This is a genomic window from Stenotrophomonas sp. AN71 (genome assembly GCF_050435725.1).
GTDB lineage: Bacteria > Pseudomonadota > Gammaproteobacteria > Xanthomonadales > Xanthomonadaceae > Stenotrophomonas.
Genome location: NZ_JBNDKU010000001.1, coordinates 345,108 through 369,258, shown reverse-complemented (window position 1 = coordinate 369,258; position 24,151 = coordinate 345,108). Strand labels below are relative to the sequence as shown.

The following is a 24,151-nucleotide window of genomic DNA, read 5'->3' as shown; positions in this document are numbered from 1 at the left end:
GTATCCGCCCACTGAGCAGATACAGGCATCCATGCTCAGCGCTGGTAGCCCTTCAGGAACAACCAGGTGATCAGCGTGGCATCCGGCCCCTTCGGGTCGGTGAACGGCAGGCCCGACTGGCTGCCACTCCACGCATGCCCCATGCCCTGCACAACATAGTGCTGCACCAGCGTCCTGCCGCCGTAGGCATAGGTGTCGACCGTGTACGCGCGCCCGCCCGGCACCTGCCCGTGGTAGGTGCTGGTGGGCACGTACTTCACCGAGTCGTTGTCCAGGCCGTCATCGGCCAGATCATTGGTCTGCAGGAACTGGCGCACGGCCTGCTCACCGTTCACCGGGTTGACGGTGAGATCGGCGCTCCCATGGAACACCAACACCGGCAGCGGTCGCGGTGATGGCGAGCCCGAGCACTGCCAGGCCAGCCGTCCGTTGCTGTCCGGTGAGTAGATGCTGCCAGCCAACAGTGCGTAGGCGCTGCCGGAAATCGTGGTCGCACCCTTGTACATGCCACCGGAATGGATGGCGCCCGCGGCAAACACATCCGAGTAGCAGGCCAGCATGATCGAGGTCATCGCACCACCGGCGGAAATGCCGGTTACATAGACCCGGTGCGGATCGATGCTGTAGCCGGCCTTCACCTTGTCCACGATGCCGGCCAGGAGCGAGGGCTCGCCACTGTCGCGCGCCTGGTTGATCGGCAGCTGCCAGTTCCAGCAGCGTGCGGGATTGGAGGTGACGTTCTGGCGCGGGTAGACCACGATGAAGCCCTCACTGTCGGCCACCTCATTGAAGCCTGACGCTTCGCCCATCAGGTTCGGGCCGGTCACGCAGCCGTGCAGCACCAGCAGCAAGGGCAGCGGCTGTGTGCCGTCATAACCGGCGGGAACCCACACCTGGTACTCGCGGGCGCCGAAGAGATTGCCGTACAAGCCAATATCCCAGTGCCCCGAGGTGTCCGCGGCGAAGGCGCCGCCTGCCGCTGCCAGCCAGGCACACAGCCCAAGCAATAGCGTCCTGATCGAATCGATTCCGGAATTCATGGCCAGATCCTCATGGGTGAGTCGTGGATGAAGGGGTACCGGGTAGCGCTTGCAGGTGGGGCGCGCCCAGTATCCGCATCCGCGCGGCGCTGCCGACTGGACCTAGGTCCACTCGCCGCCGCCCGATGACACCGCTAGCCTTGGCTGCAGGGTGGCATTGGGCCATCTGCAATGGACATGCCTTGGGGGAGGACTGAATGCAACGGAATTGTTTGAGCCTGATGATCGGCGCGCTGCTGGCTTCCGGGCCGGTACTGGCACAGGAAGCGCCACAGGCCGCATCGGCGGCAGGCAGGACCGCTTCACCCACCAACCTGGACAACATCAAGGTGACCGCGCGCAAGCGCGAGGAAACCCTGCAGGAAGTGCCGGTGGCGGTGACTGCTTTCACCTCCGAGGCACTGGACCGGATGAACATCCAGGACATCAGTGATCTGGATGCACAGGTACCCAACCTGACGATCTACGCTGCACGCGGCGCCAGCAGTACGGTCACAGCTTACATCCGCGGCGTGGGCCAGTCCGACCCCACCTGGGGCGCCGACCCGGGCGTGGGCATCTACCTGGATGACGTCTACATCGCACGCCCGCAGGGGGCGCTGCTGGATGTGTTCGATGTCTCGCGCATCGAGGTGCTGCGCGGCCCGCAGGGCACGCTGTACGGCAAGAACACCATCGGCGGCGCGATCAAGTACATCTCGCGCGGCCTGCCAACCCAGACCGAGGGCTTCGCCCAGATCACCGTGGGCAATTACAGTCAGCTGGACGCCAAGGCGGCCATTGGCGGCCCCATTGGCGGCGCCGACAGCGGCCTGCGTGCACGCGTGGCGGTGGCCAGCATGAACCACGATGGCTTCGGCGAGAACACGTTCAATGGCCAGCCAGTCAGCGACAAGCAGATCAATGCGGCGCGCCTGAATCTGGGTGCGTATGCCGGCGACGACTTCGATGTGCAGTTCGCGCTGGACTGGATCGACGACCAGTCCGGCATGCGCGGCTCGAAGATGCTGGCGCCCAATCCCTTCCTGCGCGCCTACCCGCCGATGGACAGCCGTTACGACATCCGTTCCGGCATGCGCAATCTCAACAACGTGGAAACCAAGGGCGCGTCGGCCACGGTGAACTGGCGGCCGAACGACGACATCGCCGTGAAGTACGTGGTAGCCAAGCGTGAGTCGGACAGTGAGGCCAACATCGACTTCGACACCACACCGGTGAAGCTGGCCGATGTAAGTGGCACCTACGACGACAACCAGGTCAGCAACGAGGTGCAGCTGAACTACGATGCCGGCGGTCGGGTGCGCGGCGTAGTGGGCCTGTACCAGTTCAGCGGCGAAGCCGGTGGGCAGATCCAGAACAATTACTTCAGCGCGCAGTTCGCCGACAACCAGGGCAAGGTGCTGACCGACAGCATCGCGCTGTATGCCGACTGGACCTTCGACCTGACCAGCAGGCTGAAGCTGGATGTCGGTGCCCGCTACACCGACGAGGACAAGCGCGCGATCGTGCTCAACCGCCTCTACGCCGACCCGGGTTTCAGCCGCCCGGTGGCCGTGACCGCGGACTTCGACAAGACGACCAACTTCAAGAACGTCTCACCCAAGGTGTCGCTGGACTACCAGATCACCCCGGACGTCATGGTCTACGGGCTGGCAACACGCGGCTTCAAATCCGGCGGCTACAACATCCGCGCCAATGCCGTGGCGGTGCCGCGCTCGGCCGAACCGTTCGATGATGAGACGGTGGACAGCTTCGAGGTCGGCAGCAAGATGGCTTTCCTCGATCAGCGCCTGTTCCTGAACCTGTCGGCCTTCTACAACAAGTACAAGGACATCCAGCTGTCGGTGTTCACCGGGCTGGATACCAACGGCGATGGCATCGACGATTCGTTCTTCGGCGACTTCACCAACGCCGGCGCCGGCACCGTCAAGGGACTGGAGGTCGAGTATCAGTACCTCCCCAGCCAGCATTGGCTGATCTCCGGCAACCTGGCCTGGCTGGATACCAAGTACGACGAGTACATCGACCGCGGAGTGAACGTGGCCAGGCAGATGAAGTTCACCAACGCGCCGGAGTTCTCGGGTGCGGTGAATGTGGAATACCGCACCGACCTGGCCAACGGCAGCAACCTGTCGGCGCGGGTGAGCTACAGCTACCAGAGCGAGGTGTGGCCGACCACCGACCTGAGCCCGGTGATCCGCCAGGACGGCTATGGACTGGTCAATGCCGGTGTGATCTGGCGACTGGATGACGCATGGACCTTTTCGCTGCAGGGCACCAACCTGACCGACAAGGAGTACCGCACCACCGGCTACAACATCCCAGCGGTGGGCACGCTGATTGGCTTCTACGGGCCGCCGCGCCAATATAGCCTCAGCGTCCGCTACGATTTCTAGGAAGCCCCTGCATGACGCAGTCTCATGAAGACCTGTACTGGAACAGCAGCGATGGCCTGCGCCTGCATGCACGCGACCATGCGCCGGATGCGGGCCAGGTGCCGCGTGGCACGGTGGTGTGCATTCCGGGCCTGACCCGCAATGGCGCCGACTTCGATGCGCTTGCCGATACATTGACCGCCGTGGGCTGGCGCGTGATTGCCGTGGACCTGCGTGGCCGCGCCGGCTCGGAACGCGCCAAAGACCCGTCCAGCTACAACCCACGCACCTATGCCGACGACATGGTGGCGCTGCTGCGCTCGCAGAACATCGACAAGGCGGTGTTCGTCGGCACCTCGCTGGGCGTGCTGGTCACCATCACCCTCGCCTCGCGTGCCCCGGCGCTGATCGCCGCGGCCGTGCTGAACGATGCCGGCCCCAAGGTGCCGCGTGAAGCACTGGCGCGGATCGGAACGTATGCCGGCAAGCCAGTGCCGCCGATGGATCTGGCGCAGGCCACGGCCTACGTGGCATCCATCGGCAAGGGCGCCTTCCCACGCTTCGGTACCGACGACTGGCGGCAGATGGCGGTGCGCACCTTTCGCACGCGCGACGACGGGCTGCTGGAACTGGACTATGACCCGGCGGTGATCCGCACCACGCGGCCGTGGGTGTTGTGGCTGCTGCGTCCGGTGCTGTGGCGCGCAGTGCGCGGACTGACCGCGCGGGTGCCGGTGCTGGTGGTGCGTGGCGCGCTGTCGGACATCCTGCCCGCCGACGTTGCGCGACAGATGGCGGCGACCTCGCCCAGTGCACGCCTGGTGGAGGTGCCGGAGGTGGGCCATGCGCCGATGTTGAACGAGCCCGAGGCGCGCAATGCGATCCTGGCGTTGCTGGACGACGTGCGGTGAGCGCACCGCGCGCGAGCGAAGCGCTGCCGGCCGCCCTGCGCCCTCTCCAGCACTGGGCGGCCGGCGAGCGGCTGGGGACCCCCATGCCGATCGCGCAGGCGCGTATCGATGCCTTCGCCGACGCCACCGGCGACCACAACTGGATCCATGTCGACCCGGCCCGTGCGCAGGCACAGCTTCCGGGCGGGCAGACCATCGCGCATGGGTTCCTGCTGCTGTCGCTCACCGTGCAGGACGATGTGGCCGCCCTGGCCGGATTTTCCGGCATCGCCCACGTGCTCAACTACGGCTTGAACAAGGTGCGCTTCCTGGCGCCGGTGCCGAGCGGGTCCGAGGTGCGGGTGCGCTCACGGCTGCTGTCCCTGGAACAGCGCCAGCCCGGGCAGTGGCTGCTGACCCAGCACAAGACGGTGGAGCGCGAGCCCGATGGCGAAGTGGCAGTGGTGGCTGAGCAGCTGTCACTGATCGTGGTGGCCGGCTAGCGCCACCCGACCCGGCTTCTCTCTACACTGGAGCGATGTTGACGCCCTCCGTCGTCCTGTTCGCCTGCCTTGCGTGGACCGTACTGCTGTTTGGCGTAGCCCTGTGGGGGGAACGCCGGGGGCATCGGCTCTCGAAGATATGGCCGGTCATCTACGCACTGTCGTTGGCCGTGCATTGCACGGCATGGACCTATTACGGGGCCGCCTCGCAGGGCGTGCAATGGGGCTTCCCGATTCCGCCGACGCTGGTGGGCATGGCGCTGATCTTCGCCTTCGGCCTGCCCTTCCTGGCGCGCCTGGGGCGGTTGGCCAAACAGCACAACAGCGCCACCATCGCCGACCTGGTGGTCGCGCGGCTGCGCGCGGACCAGGGGCTGGGCATCACCATCACCCTGGTGGCGCTGTTCGGCATCATTCCCTACATCGCCCTGCAGCTCAAAGCGGTGAGCCAGGGGCTGGGTGTCCTGCTCGGCGATCGGTTTGCTCCAGCGGGCTGGCAGCTGGACATGTCGTTCTGGTTCGCACTGACGATGGCGGCGTTCACCCTGCTGTTCGGTGCACGCAAGGCATCGGCCACCGAACACAACCGGGGCATCGTGGTCGCACTGGGACTGGAATCGGTGTTGAAGCTGGCGGCACTGTTGGCCATCGGCCTGTATGCCGGGGTGTCGGTGCATCGGGCAGGCGCGCCGCTGCTGGAAAAAATGGCGCAGCTGCCGCCGCCGGCCGTCATCCCGGACTACCTCACCATGGTGGCACTCGGTGCGATCTCCGCGTTCACCCTGCCCCACCAGTTCCACGTGGGCGTGGTGGAACTGCGCCGAACGTCGGATCTGAAGACGGCGCGCTGGCTGTTCCCGATCTATCTGCTGCTGATCGGCCTGCCGTCGGTACCGATGGCGCTGTACGGTGCTGCGCAGCTGCCGGCGTCGGTGTCGCCGGATCTGTACGTGCTGGCGCTGCCTCAGGCGGGCGGCCACCATCTGCTGGCACTGGTGGCATACCTGGGCAGCCTGAGCGCAGCCACCGGCATGATGATCCTGTCCGGGTTGACGCTGTCGATCATGCTCGGCAACCACGGTGTGGGGTCGCGCCTGCTGGGGGGCATCGATGGTGGCGTGGCTGCCGGCGACCTGCGCCCGCGCGTGCTGGCCTTCCGCCGCGCCGGCATCCTCGCCGTATTCCTGATGGCCTGGCTGTACAGCCGTGCGATGAGCGATACCGAGGCGCTCAGCGACTTCGGCCTGATGTCCTTTACCGCGCTCTCGCAGCTCGCACCGGCGGTGTTGCTGGCGGTGTACCGCCCGCGCACACCCTCGCCGGCGATCATCACCGGCATCGTGGTGGGCTCGCTGGTCTGGCTGTGGCTGGTGCTGCTGCCGACGATCGTGCCCGCCGCGCCGGCCTTGGTCCGCCCCGACGGGCTGCACTGGCTGTCGCTGCTTTCGATGCGCCTGCAGCCGGGGCACATCGCCATCAGCATGGGCGCCAGCCTGGCCGCGAACCTGGTGGCGGTAGTGCTGGTGTCACGTGCAGTACGTCCGTCAATGCCACGCCGACGCGATGCGGTCGCCACGGCCTCATTGCGCAAGACGGCCGGGCGCTTCCTCGGCCAGGAGCGCGCGCGACAACTGCTGGACGGACACGCTGGGCAGATGCTGGATGACGACCGTGTCACTGCCATCGAACGCGAACTGACGGCGGTGGTCGGCGCCGGGATGGCGCGGCTGCTGGTGGAGGCGGCGCGCGATGGTGGCGCGGCGCCGCTGGATGCGGTCACCCGCGCCGTCGGCGAAGCGACCCAGGTACTGCGTTTCAACCAGCGGCTGTTGGAAGCTGCGTTGGAGAACATGAGCCAGGGCATCAGCGTGGTGGATGCGCAGCTGCAGCTGGTGGCCTGGAACAGCCGCTATGCCGCACTGTTCAAGTTCCCACCGGACCTGCTGCAGGTCGGGCAGCCGGTGATCAACCTTACCGCCTGGGCCTTGGGCCAACTGAAGATCGGCGACAGCCCCGGCGACTCTCCGGACCGGGCCTTGCAGCGCCGCGTGGCACATATGCGGCGCGGCACCCCACACCTGTCCGAGCGGATCTTCCCCGACAACACCATCGTGGAGATCCGCGGCAATCCGATGCCGGGCGGCGGCTATGTCGCCACCTTCACCGATGTCACCGCCTTCCGCCAGGCCGAGGACGCACTCAAGCGCAGCAATGAAACCCTGGAGCGGCGCGTGCAGGATCGCACCGCCCGGCTGGAGCAGGCAATGCACGAGGCCGAACGCGCGAACGTGGCCAAGACCCGGTTCCTGACGGCGGTCGGCCATGACCTGATCCAGCCCCTGCATGCGGCCCAGCTGCTGACCGACGCCATGTCGCAGCACATCGAATCGGAGTTCCTGGACAGCTTCCTGCGGCAGATCCGTGGCGCGCTGGATTCCACTGATGACCTGTTGTCGGGCCTGCTCGACATTTCGCGACTGGAAGCCGGAGGACTGGTCGCCGATCCGCGCCCGTTCGCGTTGTCCACCGTACTGGACCCACTGGCGCAGGAATTTGCGGTATTGGCGGCGGCGCGTGGCCTGCAGTTCAAGCATGTGCCGACCCACGCCTGGGTGCACAGCGACCCACTGCTGCTGCGCCGGGTGCTGCAGAATTTCCTGGCCAATGCGATCCGCTACACCCGTCACGGCGGCGTGCTGTTGGGCGTGCGTCGCCAGGGCGGGATGCTGTCGATCGGCGTACATGACAGCGGCCCCGGCATCCCCCCGGAGCAACAGGCGATCGTATTCGAGGAATTCCATCGCGGCGATCGCAGCAACGGCCAGGGGCTGGGCCTGGGCCTGACCATCGCGCACCGCATCGCCGATCTGCTGCATGCGCCGCTGCACCTGCGCAGCGTGATCGAGCGTGGCTCGACCTTCTCCATCAGCGTGGCACAGGCTGCGCCGCCTGCAGCACCGCGCACCGAAACGCTCGCCGGTGGCACCAGCACTGTCAAGGGCATCCGCGTGCTGGTGGTGGACAACGATGTGGATGCGCTGGAGGCGATGCGCCAGCTGCTGCTGTCCTGGGGTTGCGATGTCACCACGGCGTGCGATGCCGGTGCGATCGGGGCATCGGCGGACGAGGCGGCGCTGTGGTTGTTCGACTACCATCTTGACGATGGCGATACCGGTGTCGGGCTCTGGAAGCGCCTGGTGGCCATGCACGGGCAACGACCGACGGTGATCCTCAGCGCCGATACCGGCCGCGATACGCGCGAGGCGGTCCGCAGTGCCGGGCTGTCGCTGCTGAACAAGCCTTTCAAGCCGCTGGCGCTGCGCTGGGCGATCAACCACCTGTTGGCCACGCCGGGCCCGGCAAAGGGCTGAAGGTTCAGGCGTCCGGTGCGTCTTCGATCTGCCGCGACGGATCGGCCAGCCCCATTTCGTGCAGCACGCGGATGGCTTGTGCACGATTGCGCACGCCCAGCCGCTCCATGATGCGGGTCATGTGTGCCTTGACCGTGCGCAGCTGCACGCCCAGCCGATCGGCGATCTGCTTGTTGAGCAGCCCTTCGGCCACCAGGCCCAGTACCTTGTACTGATGCGCGGACAGGCTGGCCAGGCGTGCGGCCAGGTCGGCATCCTTGCTGAAGGTCCCCACCCGCGCCACCGGCTCGCGCAGCAGTGCCGGGATCCAGCGCTCGCCTTCAAGCACCGATTGCAGTGCGGATTGCAATTCGCTCAGCCCCGAACTCTTGGGCAGATACCCGGCCGCGCCCAGGTCGATGGCCCGGCGGATCACCTGCGGCTCTTCATTGGCCGAAACGATGATGATCGCCAGGCCTGGCTGCGACGCACGGATGGTCGCCAACCCGGCAAGCCCGTGATTGCCCGGCATGTGCAGGTCAAGCAGCATCAGATCGATCGACTCGCGCTCGAGCGCTTCGAGCACGCTGTCCAGTGAATCGGCCTCGCTGATCTGCAGATCGGCCACCGCGTCCTCGGCCGCGCGATGCAACGCCGCGCGGAACAAGGGATGGTCATCGGCGATAAGGAGGCTTGGCATGTGCAAGTGAGATTAGCAAATCGGCCGCGGACGGGTACGGGTACCTAGGTACGCTGGCGCGATTCGTATCAACGGCTAGTGTGGGCAGTAACCACCGGCGATCAACGCGCCGCCCACGAGGAGCCCCCATGCCATTCGCCCCCGCCGCCGATGCATCCGCCTATCCGTTGCTGATCAAGCAGCTGCTGCTCACGCCGTTGGCGGTGAACCCGGATCAGGAGATCGTCTACGGCGATACGGTGCGCTTCGACTACCGTACCCTGCAGGAACGCATCGGCCGGCTGGCAGGGCTGCTGACCTCGCTGGGCGTCAGCCACGGCGACACCGTGGCGGTGATGGACTGGGACAGCAACCGCTACCTGGAAGCCTATTTCGCTGTGCCGATGATCGGCGCGGTGTTGATGATGGTGAACATCCGCCTGGCACCCGAGCAGATCGCCTACACCCTGAATCACAGCGGCGCGCGGGTGATCCTGGCCAACCGCGAGTTCCTGCCGGTGCTGGAAGGCCTGGCTGAGCAACTGCCGGACCTGCGCACCCGGATCTTGTTGGACGATGCGACCGGTCCGCTGCCGGCGGGGTTCACCGCCGAGTATGAAGCCGGGCTGCGCGAGGCCACGCCGATCCGCCATTTCCCGGACTTCGACGAGAACACCCGCGCCACGATGTTCTATACGACTGGTACCACCGGCCTTCCCAAGGGCGTCTACTTCAGCCATCGGCAACTGGTACTGCATTCACTGGCAGCGATGGCCGCGCTGGGCAGTGCGGCCAGCCAGGGCCGGCTGCATCGTGGCGACGTCTACATGCCGATCACCCCGATGTTCCATGTGCATGCCTGGGGCGTGCCATACGTGGCGACGTTGCTGGGTATCAAGCAGGTCTATCCCGGCCGTTATCTGCCGGCACAGCTGCTGGCGCTGATCGCCCGCGAGAAGGTGACCTTCTCGCACTGCGTGCCGACCATCCTGCACATGCTGCTTGAACACCCCGCCGCTGCCGGGACCGATCTGCACAACTGGAAAGTGATCATCGGCGGCGCGGCCCTGCCGCGGGCGTTGGCGCAACGGGCGCTGGCCCGTGGCATCGATATCTTCGGCGGCTATGGCATGTCCGAAACCTGCCCCCTGCTCACCCTCGCGCAGGTCGATGCAGAAGCGCTGGCCGGCACGGAAGACGCGTTGGCGCTGCGCACCAAGGCCGGCATCCCGGTGCCACTGGTCGACCTGCGCATCGTGGACACCGCGATGAACGATGTCGCCCACGATGGCGTCGCCACCGGTGAGGTGGTGGTGCGCGCGCCCTGGCTTACGCAGGGGTATCTGCACGACCCCACCGCCTCCGCGGCCTTGTGGTCGGGTGGCTACCTGCATACCGGCGATATCGGCACCATCGATGCCGGTGGCTACCTGCGGGTGACCGATCGCATCAAGGATGTGATCAAGACCGGCGGCGAATGGATCTCCTCGCTCGCGCTGGAGGACATCATCGCCCTGCATCCTGCGGTCAATGAAGTGGCCGTGATCGGTATCGCCGACGCCAAATGGGGCGAGCGACCGCTGCCGCTGGTGGTCAGGCAACCCGGCAGCGAGGTGAGCGAAGCGGAGATCATCGAGCTGGTCGCAGCCCGCAGCCGCTCGGGCGACATCTCCCGTTACGCGATTCCGGACCGGGTCACTTTCGTTGATGCGATAGAGCGCACCAGCGTCGGCAAGATCAACAAGAAGAAGCTGCGCGGGCTGCATGATCCAGGCGCCGGCGTGATCGGCAGCTGAGGCCACTGCAAGCCGTTGAAGAGAACCATCAGCGCAGACTGACTCAACATGTCCGAGGCCATTCCGGGGCCAGACACCTGCGACCGTAGCGTGATCGCAGGTGGCCATGGTTTTCAATCGCAGCGGGTATCAGTGCAACGGCACCTTCAACACCGAAGGCGAACCCGCCGGCGAACTGAAGGTCACCGTCCCGCCCAGCTGACTGATGCCGGCATAGCGCAGATCCACGGTATCCACCACCAGAGTCAACCGGCTGCCGGCCGGAATGTTCCAGCTGCTCGCCTCAAGCCGCAGATCGATGGTCTTCGCCTGCCCCGGCGTGGCATCGCGCAGGGTGTACGGCTTGTGGCTGATCAGCTGGCCGTTGCCCAGTACATCTTCGGCGTACAGATAGGCGTACAGCGTGGTGTTGGCGCGACTGGGAGTCACGGTAATCCGCGCTTCCGGTGCACCATCCAGGCGCCGCGGGCTCCAGTAGATCGGGCCCTGCCACACACCGGCGGCATTGCGGCCGACGAACGGCACATACGCACCTGGCGGCAGGTTGAACATCTGCAGCGCGCCGGAAGCCATCGCCACGCCAGAGTTGGCGGCGGTCAGCAGGCCGCTGCCGATGCGGTAGTTCCAGCCGGTGCCGGCACCGTTCTCCGCCAGTCCGCCGGTCGGCAGCAGCAGGCCGCCCGGTGCGGTCAGCCCGTAGCTGACCGCACCGGTGTTGGTGGCCTGCCAGTTCGGATAACGGCTCCAGCTGCCCTTCTGCGACTTCAGCTGCACTGCCGGCTGGCGGTCGATGCCGTTGGCGGCGCCCTTCAGGTAGTGGTCGAACCAGTCGCCCACCGAGTCGTAGACTTCATTGGGGATGCCCAGCGCACCCAGGGCTTCGTTGAGGGCGTGGTCGCCATGGCGCAGCTGCAGCTGCTTGGGGCCCTTCAGGCGGTTGAAGAAGTCCACCAGTTGACCCGGCGGGAACAGGCTGTCGTTGAACGCGTTGGCCAGGAACACCGCCGGCTGGTTGGCATTGATCTCATCGATGCTGCTGGCCGGGCTGCGCTGCGCGGCCACCGGCAGCAGCGAATCGACCGCACCCTGGTAGTTGCCGAGCAGGACGTTGCTGTTGATGGTGGCCAGTTCCGGCCCCGGTCGCCCGGTCACCAGACCAGCCGCCACCAGCAGCGCGATGCCCTGCGCACTGGGCGTCTGGTTGCTGTATAGCGAGGCCTGCAGGTCGGCCCAGCCACTGAGTGCGGCCACGGCCTTGATGCGCGGGTCACGCGCCGCTGCCAGCAGGCTGGTACCGGCGCCATAGGAAATGCCGGAGACGCCGATCCGCGCAGGATCGGCCCGGGTGTTGTCCAGCGCCCAGTCGATCAGGGCGCTGACATCCTCGACCGTGGCCGGACCTGCGACGTCGATGCTGCCACCCGATTCCCAGAAGCCGCGCGAGCTGTAGCTGATGACCACATAGCCACGGCGTGCCAGTGACTGCGCCACCCCCACGTACTCCACGCTGGGCACCGCCCAGCTGCTGGGCATCACCAGCAGCGGATACTTGCCGCCGCCGGCGTCCTGCGGCTCGATGATGAAGGCCCCGAGGGGCGTGCCATCCCAGCTGGGAATGGTGGTGTGGGTGGTCTTGACCGTGGCTGCCCAGGCGCTGGGCACCAGCCCGGTCAGCAGGATCAACAGCAGCAATACCTTGCGCATCGTCGTCTCTCCCCGTTGGTGGTGGTGCAACGGGTCGGACCGTACCAGTGCGAATGGTGGGTGGCACCTTGCGACGCAACATGACGTTTGCAGCATGTTGACCGCGATTGCCGGCTGAACAGGGGGCAATCTACGCCCCCTGCCCTGTCAGCCTTGCCTACAGGTCCACGCCGAAGCCCATGCCTGCGGACTTCTCGCCGTTGCTGAAAGCGCCGCCCAGCGAGAACGACGCGCGCTCGCCGATGCGCTTGCCGTAGCCGATCGACAGCGCCTGCTCGCCACCCTGGAAACCTGCGCCCACGGCGATGCGGCCGCGCGGGCTCTGCGACCCGGCGGCATTGATGGCCATGTTCAACATCGCCGAACCCATCGCTCCCATGCGATCAATGCGCTGGTCCTGGTGACGCAGGCGACGGTCCATTTCCTGGCGCAGGCCGTTGTTGTCCAGGGCGAACTGGGCCAGGCGTTGATCGGTGTAGGCATTGGCGGTGGTCACTGCCTGCGCGGACCTGGTATCGGTATAGCCATTGGCCGAAGACAGCGTCGCGGCGCTGCTGGCATCAGTGTAGGTCTTGGAGGTGTTCACGGCGGCCGCCGTCTTGTTGTCGGTGTAGCCATTGGCCGAGGACAGCGTGCTGGCGCTGCTGGCATCGGTGTAGGCGTTGGCCGAGCCGATCGCAGCCGTGGCCCGCGCATCGGCGTAACTGTTGGCCGAGGACAACGTGCTGGCGTTGGCGGAGTTCATCTGGTTGAGGTTGACGGCATCGGTGCCCTGGGTGGCGGCAGCCACGTTGGTCAACTGCCGCTCGTTGCCCGAACTCCCGATCGACACTGCATTGGCGCGATCGGCGACCGAGCCATTGCCCAGTGCCACGCTGTTGTTGGCCGAGGCCAGTGCCCCGTTGCCGAGCGCGCTGCTGTTGTTGCCACTGGCTTCGGACAGGCTCCCGATTGCGGTGCTGTTCGCGCCGCTGGCGGTGCTGCCCGCACCCGAGGCGGTGGAGAACGAGCCGGTGGCCGAGCTGCCTGAGCCGCTGGCACTGCTGAAATCACCGCTGGCCGTGCTGCTGTCACCGATCGCCGCGCTGTTGGCGCCGGAGGCGGATGCGCCTACGCCAACGGCTGCGCTCTGGTCGCCAGAGGCACTGCTGGCCGCGCCGATGGCGGTGCTGCCGGTGCCGCTGGCGCTTGCGCCGGTGCCGACAGCCGCCGACAGATCGCCACTGGCATCAGCGCCACTGCCGCACGCCACCGAGGCGGCGCCGCCGGCGCTGGCGCCGCCGTTGGAAACGCCACCGAAACCGTCGTCCAGCTGGCAGGTATCACCGGCCCACGCCGGTGCAGTTGCCATGGCCAGCGCCACAGCAAGGATGTGCTTGTGCATCGTCTTCACGGTACCCCCGAGGTCCTTCAAGGAAGGTTTCCGGCAGCCGCCGGAAACGCTGGATGCCGGGCCGGCTCCTGTGCGGAACCGGCCCGGATGCTGCGCATGCGCTAAGGCGTGACAGTCAGTGCAACGCGAACGGCGGTCTTCGGCGTACCCGGATCGTTGCTGCCCACGCAGACGAAACCGGAGTAGTTGCCCGGAGCAAGCCCGCCTGCGTTGATCTGCACCTGCGTGGTCTGATTGCCACCGGCCACGATGCGACCCAATGCACGCGAGGGCGTGCCGATCCAGCCGGCGCCGCAGGCATTGCTGCCACCCAGGCCATAGGCCAGGCCCGGAGCGCCGGTGGTGGCGACCCATGCACCGCTGCCATCGGGATTGATGATCGCTGTGCGATAGACGGCGTCACCGCTGGTGGCGTTGAACCAGAACCAACTGGTGGCCAGCGGCGCACGCACCGACACCACCAGCCAGTAACGGCCTGCGGACAGGTTCACGTTCTGCCCCGCTGCGGCCATATCCAGGTTGATGCTGGCCAGGGTGGAGGACGTGCTGACGCCGGTGCTGCCAACCGTAGCGGTGTACGTCCACACGGCCAGCTGCGGTGACGATTCCGGATTGCCCTCCGGATTGCCGCCGACGTCCCGGAAGATCGACCAGTTGATGTTGGTCGATGTAGCCAGGCTGCCGCCGTTGATGAAGCCATCGGCAACGATTCGGGTGATGCCGGTGGTTTCACCAAGGGTGAAGTCATCGGCGGACAACTGCGCACGTGCACCGACTGCGGCAGCATCGGTGAAGCGGGTGGAGCGCCGCCCGTTGGCATTGTTGGGTGCCTGCGCTACCAGCGTACGCGTGCCGACGCCGGAATTGTCGATCTGCCATTCCAATGGAGACCCGCCGGTGTTGCTGATCTGCAGGTTGACCGAACCGCTCCCGCCCGTCGGCAGCGTCAGCGAGCTGGACGGCGGCGTGGCAGCGATCTGCGGCGGCGGCACGGAAACGGCGATCGGCAGGCGCAACAACGGCTGGCTGGTATCGCCGCCCTGCGGCGCCAGGGTCAGGCGGGCGAAGCGCCAGCTGCCATCGTTGGGCACCGCGCCGGTGGTGACGATCACCCGCACCGCTTTGCTCTCGCCCGGGGCCAGGGTGAACACCGATGGTGAAACGACCGCGGTGAGCCCGGTGACCTTCGCGGTCCAGGTCTGCCGGGTCGGCAGCACGTTGCGGAACACGCGGGTGAAGCTGCAGCTGTCCGGGCACTTGCGCTTGCCCATGCTGGCGATGTTGAGCGAAGCGACGTCACCGCCGTTGGCCGGATTGGCCGCCAGGAAGTTGGCCTTGGTCTCGTTCAACACCAGACCGGCACGCAGCGCCTGGTCTACCTGGATGCGACCGGCGCCCATCGCGAAGGCATCAGCCGGGGTGACACCATCTTCCTTCAGCACTTCCTGGCGTGCGGTCATCATCAGCGCCGAACGCGCTTCCTGCACCGTCCAGTCCGGTCGGGCCTGGCGCAGCAGCGCTGCTGCACCGGCGTGATGCGGCGACGCCATCGAGGTGCCATCCATCAGGCCCACGGCATTCTCCGAGCCGGTCACGCTGGTGCCGGCAACCACCGCCAGCACGCGCACGCCCGGCGCCGTCACATCAGGCTTGACCAGATCGAAGATGCCAGCCGGGCCACGCGAGCTGAAATCACCGAGCACGTCCGGCGTATTGCTGACCTTGGTGGCCGGATAGGCAATGCCACCGGTGGCGGCGTTGCCGACGCTGTTGACGAAGGTCCGCAACGCATTGGCATCGGCCTGGTCGATGGCGAACGCCGGGATGGTGGCGCCAGCCACGTTGGGCAGGATCGGCGTGGGCTGGTTGTTGCCGATCAGCACCGCGATGGCACCGGCGGCGGCCGCGTTGTTGACCTTGTCGCTGAAGTTGCAGGAGCCACGGCGGACCACCGCGATCGCGCCCTGGAAGCTGTTGGCCGGGAATGCCGCACAACCATCATTGGCCGTATCGATACCGGCACTGACCCGCAGCGGCGTGGAGGCCGGAATCGGCGTAGTGAACGGCACGCCGCCCGAGCCCTCGGTGAGCAGGATCACGCTCAATGCCGGCGGCACCACACCGGGGCCGCTTACCGCGGCGTACAGCTCGATATCGCCGCGGCCGTGTGTGGCGGCCGCGGTGCTGCCGGTCCACGGTTCCAGATGCCCCATCGTGTTCGGGCCCGGGCCGGAATTGCCGGCCGAGGTGGCCACGTAGATGCCGGCATCGGAGGCATTGAGGAAGGCCAGCGAAACGGCTTCACCCCACGGGGCGGTGCCACCGGCAATGGAGTAATTGATGACGTCGACCACACCGTCGGCCAGCGCCTGGTTCACCGCTGCCAGCGTGGAGGTATTGGGACAGAAGCCCCGCCCGGTGGACACCTCGGTATAGCAGGCGTCATAGGCGATGATGTTGGCGCGCGGGGCCACGCCGGAAATGTGGATCTGGTTGCCACGGTAGGAGGCGGTATGCGGATTGCCCGCTGCCGTGGACGCGGTGTGGCTGCCATGCCCGTTGGTATCGCCGAAGCCGGGCTCCTCGCGCACATCGGCCACGCCGCACTGGTTGCCCGGCGCGGCGCAGACGAAGTCGTAGCCACCAATCAGCTTGCTGTTGCAGCGCCCTTCGTCGACGCCGCCGGATGCGCAGGTTCCCAGGTAATTGCCGGCACCCAGCGGATTGACGTGCTCGTAACCATCTTCGGCACGTGCGGTGAATGCCGGGCTGCCGAAGTTGATGCCCGAGTCGATGACACCGACCACGATGCCCTCACCACGGTACGGCGTGGGCGCGCCATTCCATACCGCCGTTGCGCCGATCAGGCCCGGGCCGACGTCGGTGTCCTGCTCGTACTCGCGGTATTCCTCCACCAGTTCCACATCCGGCAACTGGCGCACGCGTTCGGCCTCCTGCGGGTTCATCTGCAGCACTGAGGCGTTGATCGCGTGCTGCATACGCCGCTCGACGCGGACACTGCGGCCCAACGTGGCGTTGATGCGCGCCTCATGCTGTACCTGGCGATCGGACAGGAAGCGCACATAGTCACGCGAGCGAGCCCCCTGCACTGCAATGCGTGGCGTGGGCGCATTGCCGGTGGCGGCAGCGGCACGGGCCGCACTGGCCGACGGGCGCAGACGTTCCGGCGCGGCCAGGCCCTGGATATCGCCCTTGTAGGTGGCCAGCGGCTCTTCGCGGTAAACCACGATGTAACGGTTGGAGAGCTCCCCCAGGCTGCTGCCGGGCCCGGAGCCCGCCGGTCCAGCCGGGTTGCCGGCACGCGCATCCAGCGAGGGATTGCCGGTTTTTGATTGGGTTGCGGAACTGCGCACCCCCACTGCAGCGGCGGCCAGTGCGGCCCCTGCCAGCAGCGTCAGTGCGATCCATGTGCTTCGTTTGATCCATGCATTGCGCATCGAATACCCCTTCAATGAAAGCCCGAGATGCGCGCCGACGCAGCGCCGGCGCTGTGTTGTCTGGTGCTTCAATGGCAGGTGCGGCGCGTAGTACCCAACGCCGTACACCGTGCTGCCTCCCCGGCAGCGACCCCGACACTACCCTAAAATTTGACGTGGCGCACACTTTTCCAGTTTCGTGTTGCCTGCGCCGGGCAGTACGGGCCGGTACGGACTGCGCCAACGCGATCCCAGTGGCGATCGGCCGCAACCGATGCTATGAGTGCACGCCACACGCCACACGCCAATGCAGGGATGCCATGGAGTTGCGACGCGCTGTACTGATCTGCCTGGTGCCCTGCCTGACCGCCCTTGCAGCGGCTGCTGAAACGGCTATACCCGATGCCGCTGCGCGTGCCGTCTTCACCGAGGCCGACACGCTGTGCCGGTCGGATGCGGGTGTCTTGTGGGGCGCATCGCTGTGCGGGCCAATGATGCTGGTCGATGCCTCCAGCCGCGAGCTGGCCGCTTCGCATCCGGACACACAGGGAGTACTGATCGCGCGTGGCGGGGTCTTCGTCGGCCAACTGCCCGCCGATGCGATGGTCGCCAATACCGCAGTCGACTGGTCGGGCACCCGTTGGACGCAGCTGCGGTGGCCACTGCCACAGGATCAGGCGCGCCGCCACACGCTGCTGGCGCACGAGATGTTCCATCGCCTGCAGCCGACACTGTCCATCGCACGGACTACCGAAGGCGGCAATGAACACCTGGACACACTCGACGGGCGCTACCTCCTGCAGCTGGAATGGCGCGCACTGGACGCTGCCTTGTCCGCCACCGATGCCGGTGCGCAACGCACTGCCGTAACCGACGCACTCGCGTTCCGTGCCGCACGTCATGCCCGCTTCCCGGCTGCGGCGGGTGAAGAAGCCGCACTGGAGTTGAACGAGGGCCTGGCCGAGTACACCGGCGTGGTCGTCGGCAATCCGACACCGTCGGCGCGCATCGACGCCGCACGACGCGATCTTCGCGCCCACGTCGATGACCGCAGCTTCGTGCGCTCATTCGCATACGCTACCGGCCCGACCTATGGCCTGCTGTTGGACCAGGCATTTCCGCGCTGGCGCGACGATCTGGGCCAGCGCGTCCGCGATCTCGGCACGCTGCTGGCTGAGGCGACACGGATCGCCCCTGCCATCGACGAACCGGCGTTGCTCGCTGCCGCGGCACGCTACGACGGCCCCACGCTGCGCCAGGCCGAAACCCTGCGCGAGCAGCACCGCCTTGCCCAGCTGCAGCACAACCGGGCGCGATTCGTGACCGGACCGGTACTCCGGCTGGATCTGCGCAGCATGCGCATCCAGTTCGACCCCAACACCCTGCAGCCGCTACCGGGCAGCGGCACGGTGTATCCGACGATGCAGCTGAGCGATGTCTGGGGCACCCTGCGCGTGACCGGCGGCGCCTTGATGCAGAGCGACTGGAAAGCCGTATTCGTACAGGCCCCGGCACCGGAGGGGCCGCTGTTGCAGGGCGACGGCTGGTCGCTGAGCCTTGCGCCGGGCTGGTCGGTGGCTGCGGGCGCACGCCCCGGCGACTACGTGTTGAAGACGCAGCCCTGACCCAGGCAGCAGACGTCGCCCCGCCTTAGCACGCGCGCATTTCACCCACCCATCGCGTGATCTGACACATCGCCAGTGCTTGCGCACTGTCACAGCTTCGCCTTTTCGTCGTTGACCGAAAGGCGACAGCTTGTGACGCTTGCGACACCGCACGGCCTTGATGGCCCGCCCGTCGCGGTCCGCTCCATCGCACTCCGCATCACCCGTATCCGCACTGCCCACCCATGGCACAGGCCCGGCCTGGTCGTGGCGGACAGCTGCGTCCTGATCCCTTTGCTGGAGAATCGCAATGCGCCTTGCAAGCTTCGTCTTCGCCTTCGTTCTCAGCGCCTTCGCCGGCGCTGCGCAGGCCCAGGTAGTCACGCTCAACAAGGGCGGCTTCGTGCTGACCTACGACTGCGACATCCACAGCGCTACCCGCTACGAATACACGCTTACCGCCGACACCGGCTCGGCCGCGCGCCCGTCCAGCTTCTACAAGGACCCGGACCTGCCGGCCGGCTGCCTGGGCCAGAACAGCACGGCGTCCTATGCCAGTATCAAGTCCGGTTATGACCGCGGTCACCTGGTCACCTCCAACCACATGGACTACAACGCGACCTATATCCGTCGCGCCAACTACATGACCAACATCGTCCCGCAGGTCTCCAGCTTCAACCAGGGCATCTGGGTAAAGGCCGAGAATGTGGCCGAGTGCTACCGCGACATCGCGCCGGTGGACGTCTACGGCGGCGTGGTCTACGGCGATGCGTCCAATGATTACTTCCTGACCAGCCACGGCATCCCGACGCCGGAGTTCTTCTGGAAGACGATCATCACCCGCGACCCGAACACCGGAACCGCCAAGGCGATCAGCTGGATCATTCCCAACGAGGCCAACCTGGGCAGCCTGGACAGCTACCTGGTGACGATTGCCGATCTGGAGGAGCTGCTGGGCGCCAGCTACGTGGCAATCAACGCTCCGGCCTCGCTGAAGAACATGCTGCCGGCCACCACCTGGCCGCAGCCGGCCGGGTGTGACCTGAGCTGAGCGACCGGCAGAAGACCGTCATGATGCCTGTACGCGCAGCCATCGTGACGCCAGCACTCTGGTAAACAGGAACTGCAATGCGGCGCCGACGACCATGGCAAAGGCAAGCCCGCGCCATATCGTCGGCGCCGCACCGGACAGTGTTCGCATCAGGTACGCCACGCTGGCCAGGATGATCAGCAGGGTCGTGGCAAGCAGGATCAGCGACACCACCGTCCTGCGCACTGTCGATGCGGGTTTCGGCGACGGCGCACCGGCCCATATGCCGGCAAACGTGGCCAGCGCGCAGGCCACCAGCAGGGTCAGGCTCGCAACCTGCAGCTGCTCGGCACCGTCGGCAACGGGCATGATGAACTCGCCAGGCGAGATTCCCACAGGCAGCTGCAACGCCAGGGTGGGGAGCAGGCAGCTGCCGGCCACCAGCGCCAACGCGCCGGCCATGCTGGCACTGATGAGGTGATGGTGCCCGCCCTCGGCATGTACACGCCGCTGCATCAGCAGCGCTGGCACCAACGCCAGCAGCGTGAGGACCAGTGCATGCACAAGCATGGCCAGACTGATGGCTGCGCCGCTGTGGACTGGAAACGGCAACTGCGCCAGCGGAATGCGCATCGCGCGATCCAGCACGATGAGCAACCCGAAAAAGGCGATCGAAGCGATCAGTGGGCGGCGGATCCACAGTGCACCGTGGCGCCCGAACAGCAGCATCGACACCAGCACCGCTGCGCCGGCGAAGCGGCACAGCCGAAAGCCGAGGTCCGCCAGCGCATAGCCGACTTCACGTGATGTTTCGGGCGGACCCAGACGGAACCCGAACTCGACCAGGCGCGCGGCTTCGGGCAGGTACAGGCACAGGACAAACAGTTTGGCCGCCATCGCAAACAGGATGGGATAGGCGCTGAAGAACGATCGCAACCGGTTCAAGACGTCATCCTCTGCTGCCAGGGGGCGCACGGAACTGCGCGCCAGTGTAGCGGCCGGTCCGGCCAAGTGCCGCTAGAATCGTAGCCTCCCCTCCCGCCCCCATTCCGGCATGCGCCTGCTCCTGGTCGAAGATTCCGATGTACTTTCGCAGACGCTCAGCCGCGACTTCCAGACGGAGGGGCATGCCTGCGACCTGGCCCAGGACGGTGAGACGGCACTGGGCTACCTGCTGGCCTACGACTATGACGCGGTGGTGCTGGATCTGATGCTGCCCCGCCTGGATGGCGTGACCGTACTGCAGCGCTATCGGGCACAGGGCGGTGGTGCCCCGGTGCTGGTGCTGTCCGCGCGCGACCATGTGACCGACCGCATCCAGGCATTGGATGCCGGCGCCGACGACTACCTGGTCAAGCCGTTCTTCCGCGACGAGCTGATGGCGCGCGTGCGCGCCCTGTTCCGCCGCCCCTTGCAGACCCTGCCCATCCAGCTGCAGGTCGGATCACTGCTGCTGGACCCACGGACCCGTTCGGTGCTGGTCGCCGGGCAACCTTTGCCGTTGACGCCGAAGGAGTATGGCCTGCTGGAACTGCTGCTGCGCAACCGCAGCCGGGTGATGTCGCGGCAGATGATCTTCGAGCGCCTGTACGACACCCAGAGCGAGGCGTCGGACAAGGTCGTGGAGGTGATCGTCAGCACCCTGCGCACCAAGCTTGAGCGCGCCGGCGCGCCCGGGCTGATCGAGACCCGGCGCGGTTTCGGCTACTGCATCGCATGAGTTCACGCACGCGCGGCAGCGGTTCGATCTATCGCAGCGTGGTGCTGAGTACCCTGCTGGCGATCGGCGGCGCGGTGGGCGCACTGTTCTTCACCATGGACTACTGGGTGGACCGCGAGGTGCACGCCCACCTGGACCGTGTGCTGCTGGAGCGCGCGCGGACATTGCAGGGGCTGCTGCCACTGACCATGGCCCGCCACCGCGATGGCCACCAGGCCAGCGACGCCGGCAGCATCGATCTGGACGTGGAGTTTTTCAGCCTTTACGGTGCCGATGGCCACCTGTTGCGACAGTCCACCCGCAATGCGGGCCGTTCGCTGCCGTTCCCCGGCCTGTCGGCCGCGCGACAGCCCCAGTACTACGATGCGACCCTGCCTGATGGGCGGCATGGACGCGCGGTCGCCATACCGGTACAGGTATTTGCCGACGGTCGTACACGCGAGGCCATGCTGGTGGTGGCCAATGACCGCGAAGGCTGGGACAAGGCCGAAACCCGTATCCATACCGCATTGCTGTTCGCCACCGTGCTGATCTCGGTCCTGGTTTCGCTGATGGCCATTGGCCGGGTACGGCGCGCGTTCGCCTTCCTGCGGCGGACCGCTGCGGAGGTGTCGCGGCTGGATGTGAATGAGCCGCTGCGGCCGATCGGCGAGCAGTTCCCGGTGGAACTGGCACCGTTCGCCAAGGCCTTCAATACCGGTGTGCAGCGGCTGTACCAGGCGGTGGACCGCGAGCGTCGCTTTGCCTCCAACGTGGCGCATGAACTGCGCACGCCCCTGGCGGAGATCCGCAGCAGCGCCGAGTCCGCGCTTGCCGCGGATGCGCCGGCGCAGTCGCGCCTGGCGCTGGAGGAGACCCTGGAGGCCACGCTGCGCATGCAGCGCAGCGTGGACGCGCTGCTGCAGCTGGCACGCCTGGAGTCCGGCCAGGACGTCCCCTTGAGCGACCCCCTGGATCTGCAGGCGCAGCTGGCCGAGGCGGTGCGTGGCGCGCAGCGCTCGCCGGCGGGCGACGCGCGCTCCCTGCTGCTGCGCGCTGGCGGCGCGACCTGGGTCACCGCAGACGTCGCCATCCTGGAGCGCATTTTCGCCAATCTGCTGGCCAATGCTGTCGAGTACGCCGAGGGTCCTGGCGACATCGTCTGCGCGATCGATGCCGACGCCACGGCCGTGTGGGTGGTGATCAGCAATCCGGCCCCGGCCCTGCGCGAGCACGATCTGCTGCACTTCGGCCAGCGCTTCTGGCGACGCGATCCGCAAGGTGGGACCGCGCGCCATGCCGGATTGGGCCTGGCACTGTCGCTGGGCCTGGCGCAGGCCCATGGCTTGCAGCTGCTGTTCCAGGTCGATGCCGGTCGCCTGCAGGCGCAACTGGGCCCGTTCGCCGCGCTGTAAGCCACTGCCAAAGCGTTTCCAAAGGTTCGGCTGGCACCGTGGCCGGGTTGCTCTACAGGACCTGCTTCGATGCCCTCCCCTTCCTCCCCCGCGACCGGTCGCTCGCTGCTGACGCGGCGCGTACTGCTGGTGGTCATTCCATTGTTGTTGACTGGCCTGCTGGCCCTGTGGCTATGGCCGGCACCGCCGGCGCCGAGTGTTGCACCCTCGCGCGACGCAGCCTCAGGTCCATTGACGCTGACCGCCGCGCAGATGGCGGCCCAAGGCATTGCCAGTCAACCGGTTGCGGCGGCCGAGACCTATCCGCTCCCCGGGCTGGCAGCCGAGGCCAGCGCGCCGCTGGACGCCAGCGCCCGCGTGGTAGTGCCTTATGCCGGCGTAGTCACGCGCCTGCTGGTGGATGAAGGTGCGATGGTCGAGCGCGGGCAGGCATTGGCCAGCATCCAGAGCCGTGAGGCACTGGCAGCCCAGGCGGCCTTGATCAGTGCGCGCAGCGATGCCATGGCGGCGGCCAGCCAGGCCCGCCGTGACCGCGAGCTGCTGGCAGCCGGCGTGGTGCCCGCCGCACGCGATGAACAGAGCCGGGCCCGTGCAGCGGCGGCACAGGGCGTGCTGCAACAGGCCGAGGGTGCGATGGCCCACCTGCGCATGGCCCAGGACGGCATGCCCGGCGAATACATCGTGACCGCGCCGATGGCCGGCCAGGTCCTGCGCCGCGACGTCGACACCGGCCAGGCCGTGGATGCACTGGCCTCGGCGTTCCTGATCGCGCGCCCCGGCCCGCTGGATGTGCGCTTCACCCTGCCAGTGCAGTATCGCGCGGTGATTGCCAACGGCCAGACACTGCAGCTGCCCGAGGGTGCCAGTGCGGTGGTGCAGGCCATCGGCGCCGATACCGACGCGGCCACCCAGAGCCTGCGCGTGCGTGCCCGACTGGAACAACCCGGCCGTGTAGTGGCCGGCCAGCAGTTCGCAGTGACGCTGCAGGTGCCGGCGCCGCAAGGCAGTCTGCGAGTGGCCGGCTCGGCGTTGTTGCCATCCGGCGGTGGCCACATGGTCTACCGCATCGACGGCGGCAGGATCGAGCCGGTGCCGGTCCAGCAGGTGCTGGGCAGCGAGGGTGACTACGCGGTGATCCAGGCCGCGGGCCTGCAGGTGGGGCAATCGGTGGTCAGCCGTGGCACCGCGATGCTCAAGGCCATGGTTCCGGCCGCTGCGCCGCGCGGGGAGTAAGCC

Annotated in this window: 16 protein-coding genes; 10 read left to right on the top strand and 6 right to left on the bottom strand. The window is 66.9% G+C overall.

The window, feature by feature from the left end:
* Nucleotides 1-35: 35 nt before the first annotated feature.
* Complete coding sequence (locus ABH900_RS01595) at nt 36-1,040, bottom strand: extracellular catalytic domain type 1 short-chain-length polyhydroxyalkanoate depolymerase (protein WP_429620653.1); 1,005 nt, start codon at nt 1,038-1,040, stop codon at nt 36-38.
* A gap of 221 nt (nt 1,041-1,261) precedes the next feature.
* Here ABH900_RS01595 and ABH900_RS01590 point away from each other — a divergent pair, with 221 nt between their 5' ends.
* The 4 genes from ABH900_RS01590 to ABH900_RS01575 are packed head-to-tail and all read left to right on the top strand — an operon-like array spanning nt 1,262 to nt 8,179.
* Nucleotides 1,262-3,436 carry a TonB-dependent receptor gene (locus tag ABH900_RS01590; protein WP_429621400.1) on the top strand — a complete coding sequence of 725 codons (2,175 nt, stop codon included), beginning with the start codon at nt 1,262-1,264 and terminating at the stop codon, nt 3,434-3,436.
* Nucleotides 3,437-3,447: 11 nt separating this feature from the next.
* Nucleotides 3,448-4,326 carry an alpha/beta fold hydrolase gene (locus ABH900_RS01585; RefSeq protein WP_429620651.1) on the top strand — a complete coding sequence of 293 codons (879 nt, stop codon included), beginning with the start codon at nt 3,448-3,450 and terminating at the stop codon, nt 4,324-4,326.
* The gene (locus ABH900_RS01580; RefSeq protein WP_429620649.1) at nt 4,323-4,808 is read left to right on the top strand and encodes a MaoC family dehydratase; all 486 of its coding nucleotides are present in this window, start codon (nt 4,323-4,325) and stop codon (nt 4,806-4,808) included. The genes ABH900_RS01585 and ABH900_RS01580 overlap by 4 nt, the downstream gene beginning before the upstream one ends.
* Before the next feature lie 35 nt (nt 4,809-4,843).
* On the top strand, nt 4,844-8,179 hold the full coding sequence (locus ABH900_RS01575) for a hybrid sensor histidine kinase/response regulator (protein WP_429620645.1): 3,336 nt from the start codon (nt 4,844-4,846) through the stop codon (nt 8,177-8,179).
* A gap of 4 nt (nt 8,180-8,183) precedes the next feature.
* Here ABH900_RS01575 and ABH900_RS01570 read toward each other — a convergent pair whose 3' ends face one another.
* Entirely contained in the window at nt 8,184-8,858 is a 675-nt protein-coding gene (locus tag ABH900_RS01570) for a response regulator (protein WP_429620643.1), read from the bottom strand.
* 128 nt (nt 8,859-8,986) lie between these two features.
* Between ABH900_RS01570 and ABH900_RS01565 the strand changes: the two genes are divergently transcribed.
* Nucleotides 8,987-10,633 carry a fatty acid--CoA ligase gene (locus ABH900_RS01565; protein ID WP_429620641.1) on the top strand — a complete coding sequence of 549 codons (1,647 nt, stop codon included), beginning with the start codon at nt 8,987-8,989 and terminating at the stop codon, nt 10,631-10,633.
* 129 nt (nt 10,634-10,762) lie between these two features.
* Here the strand turns inward: ABH900_RS01565 and ABH900_RS01560 are convergent, their stop codons facing one another.
* The 3 genes from ABH900_RS01560 to ABH900_RS01550 all read right to left on the bottom strand — a co-directional run bounded on the left by ABH900_RS01560 (nt 10,763) and on the right by ABH900_RS01550 (nt 17,188).
* Complete coding sequence (locus tag ABH900_RS01560) at nt 10,763-12,337, bottom strand: S15 peptidase family protein (protein ID WP_429620639.1); 1,575 nt, start codon at nt 12,335-12,337, stop codon at nt 10,763-10,765.
* Between the two features lie 157 nt (nt 12,338-12,494).
* A complete protein-coding gene (locus tag ABH900_RS01555) occupies nt 12,495-13,721 on the bottom strand; it encodes a YadA family autotransporter adhesin (RefSeq protein WP_429621397.1) in 1,227 nt (408 codons plus the stop codon).
* 110 nt (nt 13,722-13,831) lie between these two features.
* Entirely contained in the window at nt 13,832-17,188 is a 3,357-nt protein-coding gene (locus tag ABH900_RS01550; RefSeq protein WP_429620637.1) for a S8 family serine peptidase, read from the bottom strand.
* A gap of 299 nt (nt 17,189-17,487) precedes the next feature.
* Between ABH900_RS01550 and ABH900_RS01545 the strand changes: the two genes are divergently transcribed.
* Together ABH900_RS01545 and ABH900_RS01540 are read left to right on the top strand one after the other, a co-directional pair.
* Nucleotides 17,488-18,792, top strand: a complete 1,305-nt coding sequence (locus ABH900_RS01545) for a hypothetical protein (RefSeq protein WP_429620635.1) — start codon at nt 17,488-17,490, stop codon at nt 18,790-18,792.
* A gap of 289 nt (nt 18,793-19,081) precedes the next feature.
* Nucleotides 19,082-19,822, top strand: a complete 741-nt coding sequence (locus tag ABH900_RS01540; RefSeq protein ID WP_429620633.1) for a DNA/RNA non-specific endonuclease — start codon at nt 19,082-19,084, stop codon at nt 19,820-19,822.
* Between the two features lie 18 nt (nt 19,823-19,840).
* Here ABH900_RS01540 and ABH900_RS01535 read toward each other — a convergent pair whose 3' ends face one another.
* On the bottom strand, nt 19,841-20,746 hold the full coding sequence (locus tag ABH900_RS01535; RefSeq protein ID WP_429620631.1) for a hypothetical protein: 906 nt from the start codon (nt 20,744-20,746) through the stop codon (nt 19,841-19,843).
* Nucleotides 20,747-20,855: 109 nt separating this feature from the next.
* On the opposite strand from ABH900_RS01535, the gene ABH900_RS01530 reads away from it, so the two are divergent.
* From ABH900_RS01530 to ABH900_RS01520, 3 genes are all read left to right on the top strand, one after another.
* The gene (locus ABH900_RS01530) at nt 20,856-21,521 is read left to right on the top strand and encodes a response regulator transcription factor (RefSeq protein ID WP_429620629.1); all 666 of its coding nucleotides are present in this window, start codon (nt 20,856-20,858) and stop codon (nt 21,519-21,521) included.
* Complete coding sequence (locus tag ABH900_RS01525; RefSeq protein WP_429620627.1) at nt 21,518-22,915, top strand: histidine kinase dimerization/phospho-acceptor domain-containing protein; 1,398 nt, start codon at nt 21,518-21,520, stop codon at nt 22,913-22,915. Before ABH900_RS01530 ends, ABH900_RS01525 begins: the two co-directional genes overlap by 4 nt.
* Nucleotides 22,916-22,984: 69 nt before the next feature.
* Entirely contained in the window at nt 22,985-24,148 is a 1,164-nt protein-coding gene (locus ABH900_RS01520) for an efflux RND transporter periplasmic adaptor subunit (protein WP_429620625.1), read from the top strand.
* Nucleotides 24,149-24,151 lie beyond the last annotated feature (3 nt).

Coding starts and splice junctions, on each gene's coding strand:
- ABH900_RS01595 (WP_429620653.1), bottom strand. CDS start 1,040: ATGAATTCCGGAATCGATTCGATCAGGACGCTATTGCTTGGGCTGTGT.
- ABH900_RS01590 (WP_429621400.1), top strand. CDS start 1,262: ATGATCGGCGCGCTGCTGGCTTCCGGGCCGGTACTGGCACAGGAAGCG.
- ABH900_RS01585 (WP_429620651.1), top strand. CDS start 3,448: ATGACGCAGTCTCATGAAGACCTGTACTGGAACAGCAGCGATGGCCTG.
- ABH900_RS01575 (WP_429620645.1), top strand. CDS start 4,844: ATGTTGACGCCCTCCGTCGTCCTGTTCGCCTGCCTTGCGTGGACCGTA.
- ABH900_RS01570 (WP_429620643.1), bottom strand. CDS start 8,858: ATGCCAAGCCTCCTTATCGCCGATGACCATCCCTTGTTCCGCGCGGCG.
- ABH900_RS01565 (WP_429620641.1), top strand. CDS start 8,987: ATGCCATTCGCCCCCGCCGCCGATGCATCCGCCTATCCGTTGCTGATC.
- ABH900_RS01560 (WP_429620639.1), bottom strand. CDS start 12,337: ATGCGCAAGGTATTGCTGCTGTTGATCCTGCTGACCGGGCTGGTGCCC.
- ABH900_RS01555 (WP_429621397.1), bottom strand. CDS start 13,721: ATGCACAAGCACATCCTTGCTGTGGCGCTGGCCATGGCAACTGCACCG.
- ABH900_RS01550 (WP_429620637.1), bottom strand. CDS start 17,188: ATGCGCAATGCATGGATCAAACGAAGCACATGGATCGCACTGACGCTG.
- ABH900_RS01545 (WP_429620635.1), top strand. CDS start 17,488: ATGGAGTTGCGACGCGCTGTACTGATCTGCCTGGTGCCCTGCCTGACC.
- ABH900_RS01540 (WP_429620633.1), top strand. CDS start 19,082: ATGCGCCTTGCAAGCTTCGTCTTCGCCTTCGTTCTCAGCGCCTTCGCC.
- ABH900_RS01530 (WP_429620629.1), top strand. CDS start 20,856: ATGCGCCTGCTCCTGGTCGAAGATTCCGATGTACTTTCGCAGACGCTC.
- ABH900_RS01525 (WP_429620627.1), top strand. CDS start 21,518: ATGAGTTCACGCACGCGCGGCAGCGGTTCGATCTATCGCAGCGTGGTG.
- ABH900_RS01520 (WP_429620625.1), top strand. CDS start 22,985: ATGCCCTCCCCTTCCTCCCCCGCGACCGGTCGCTCGCTGCTGACGCGG.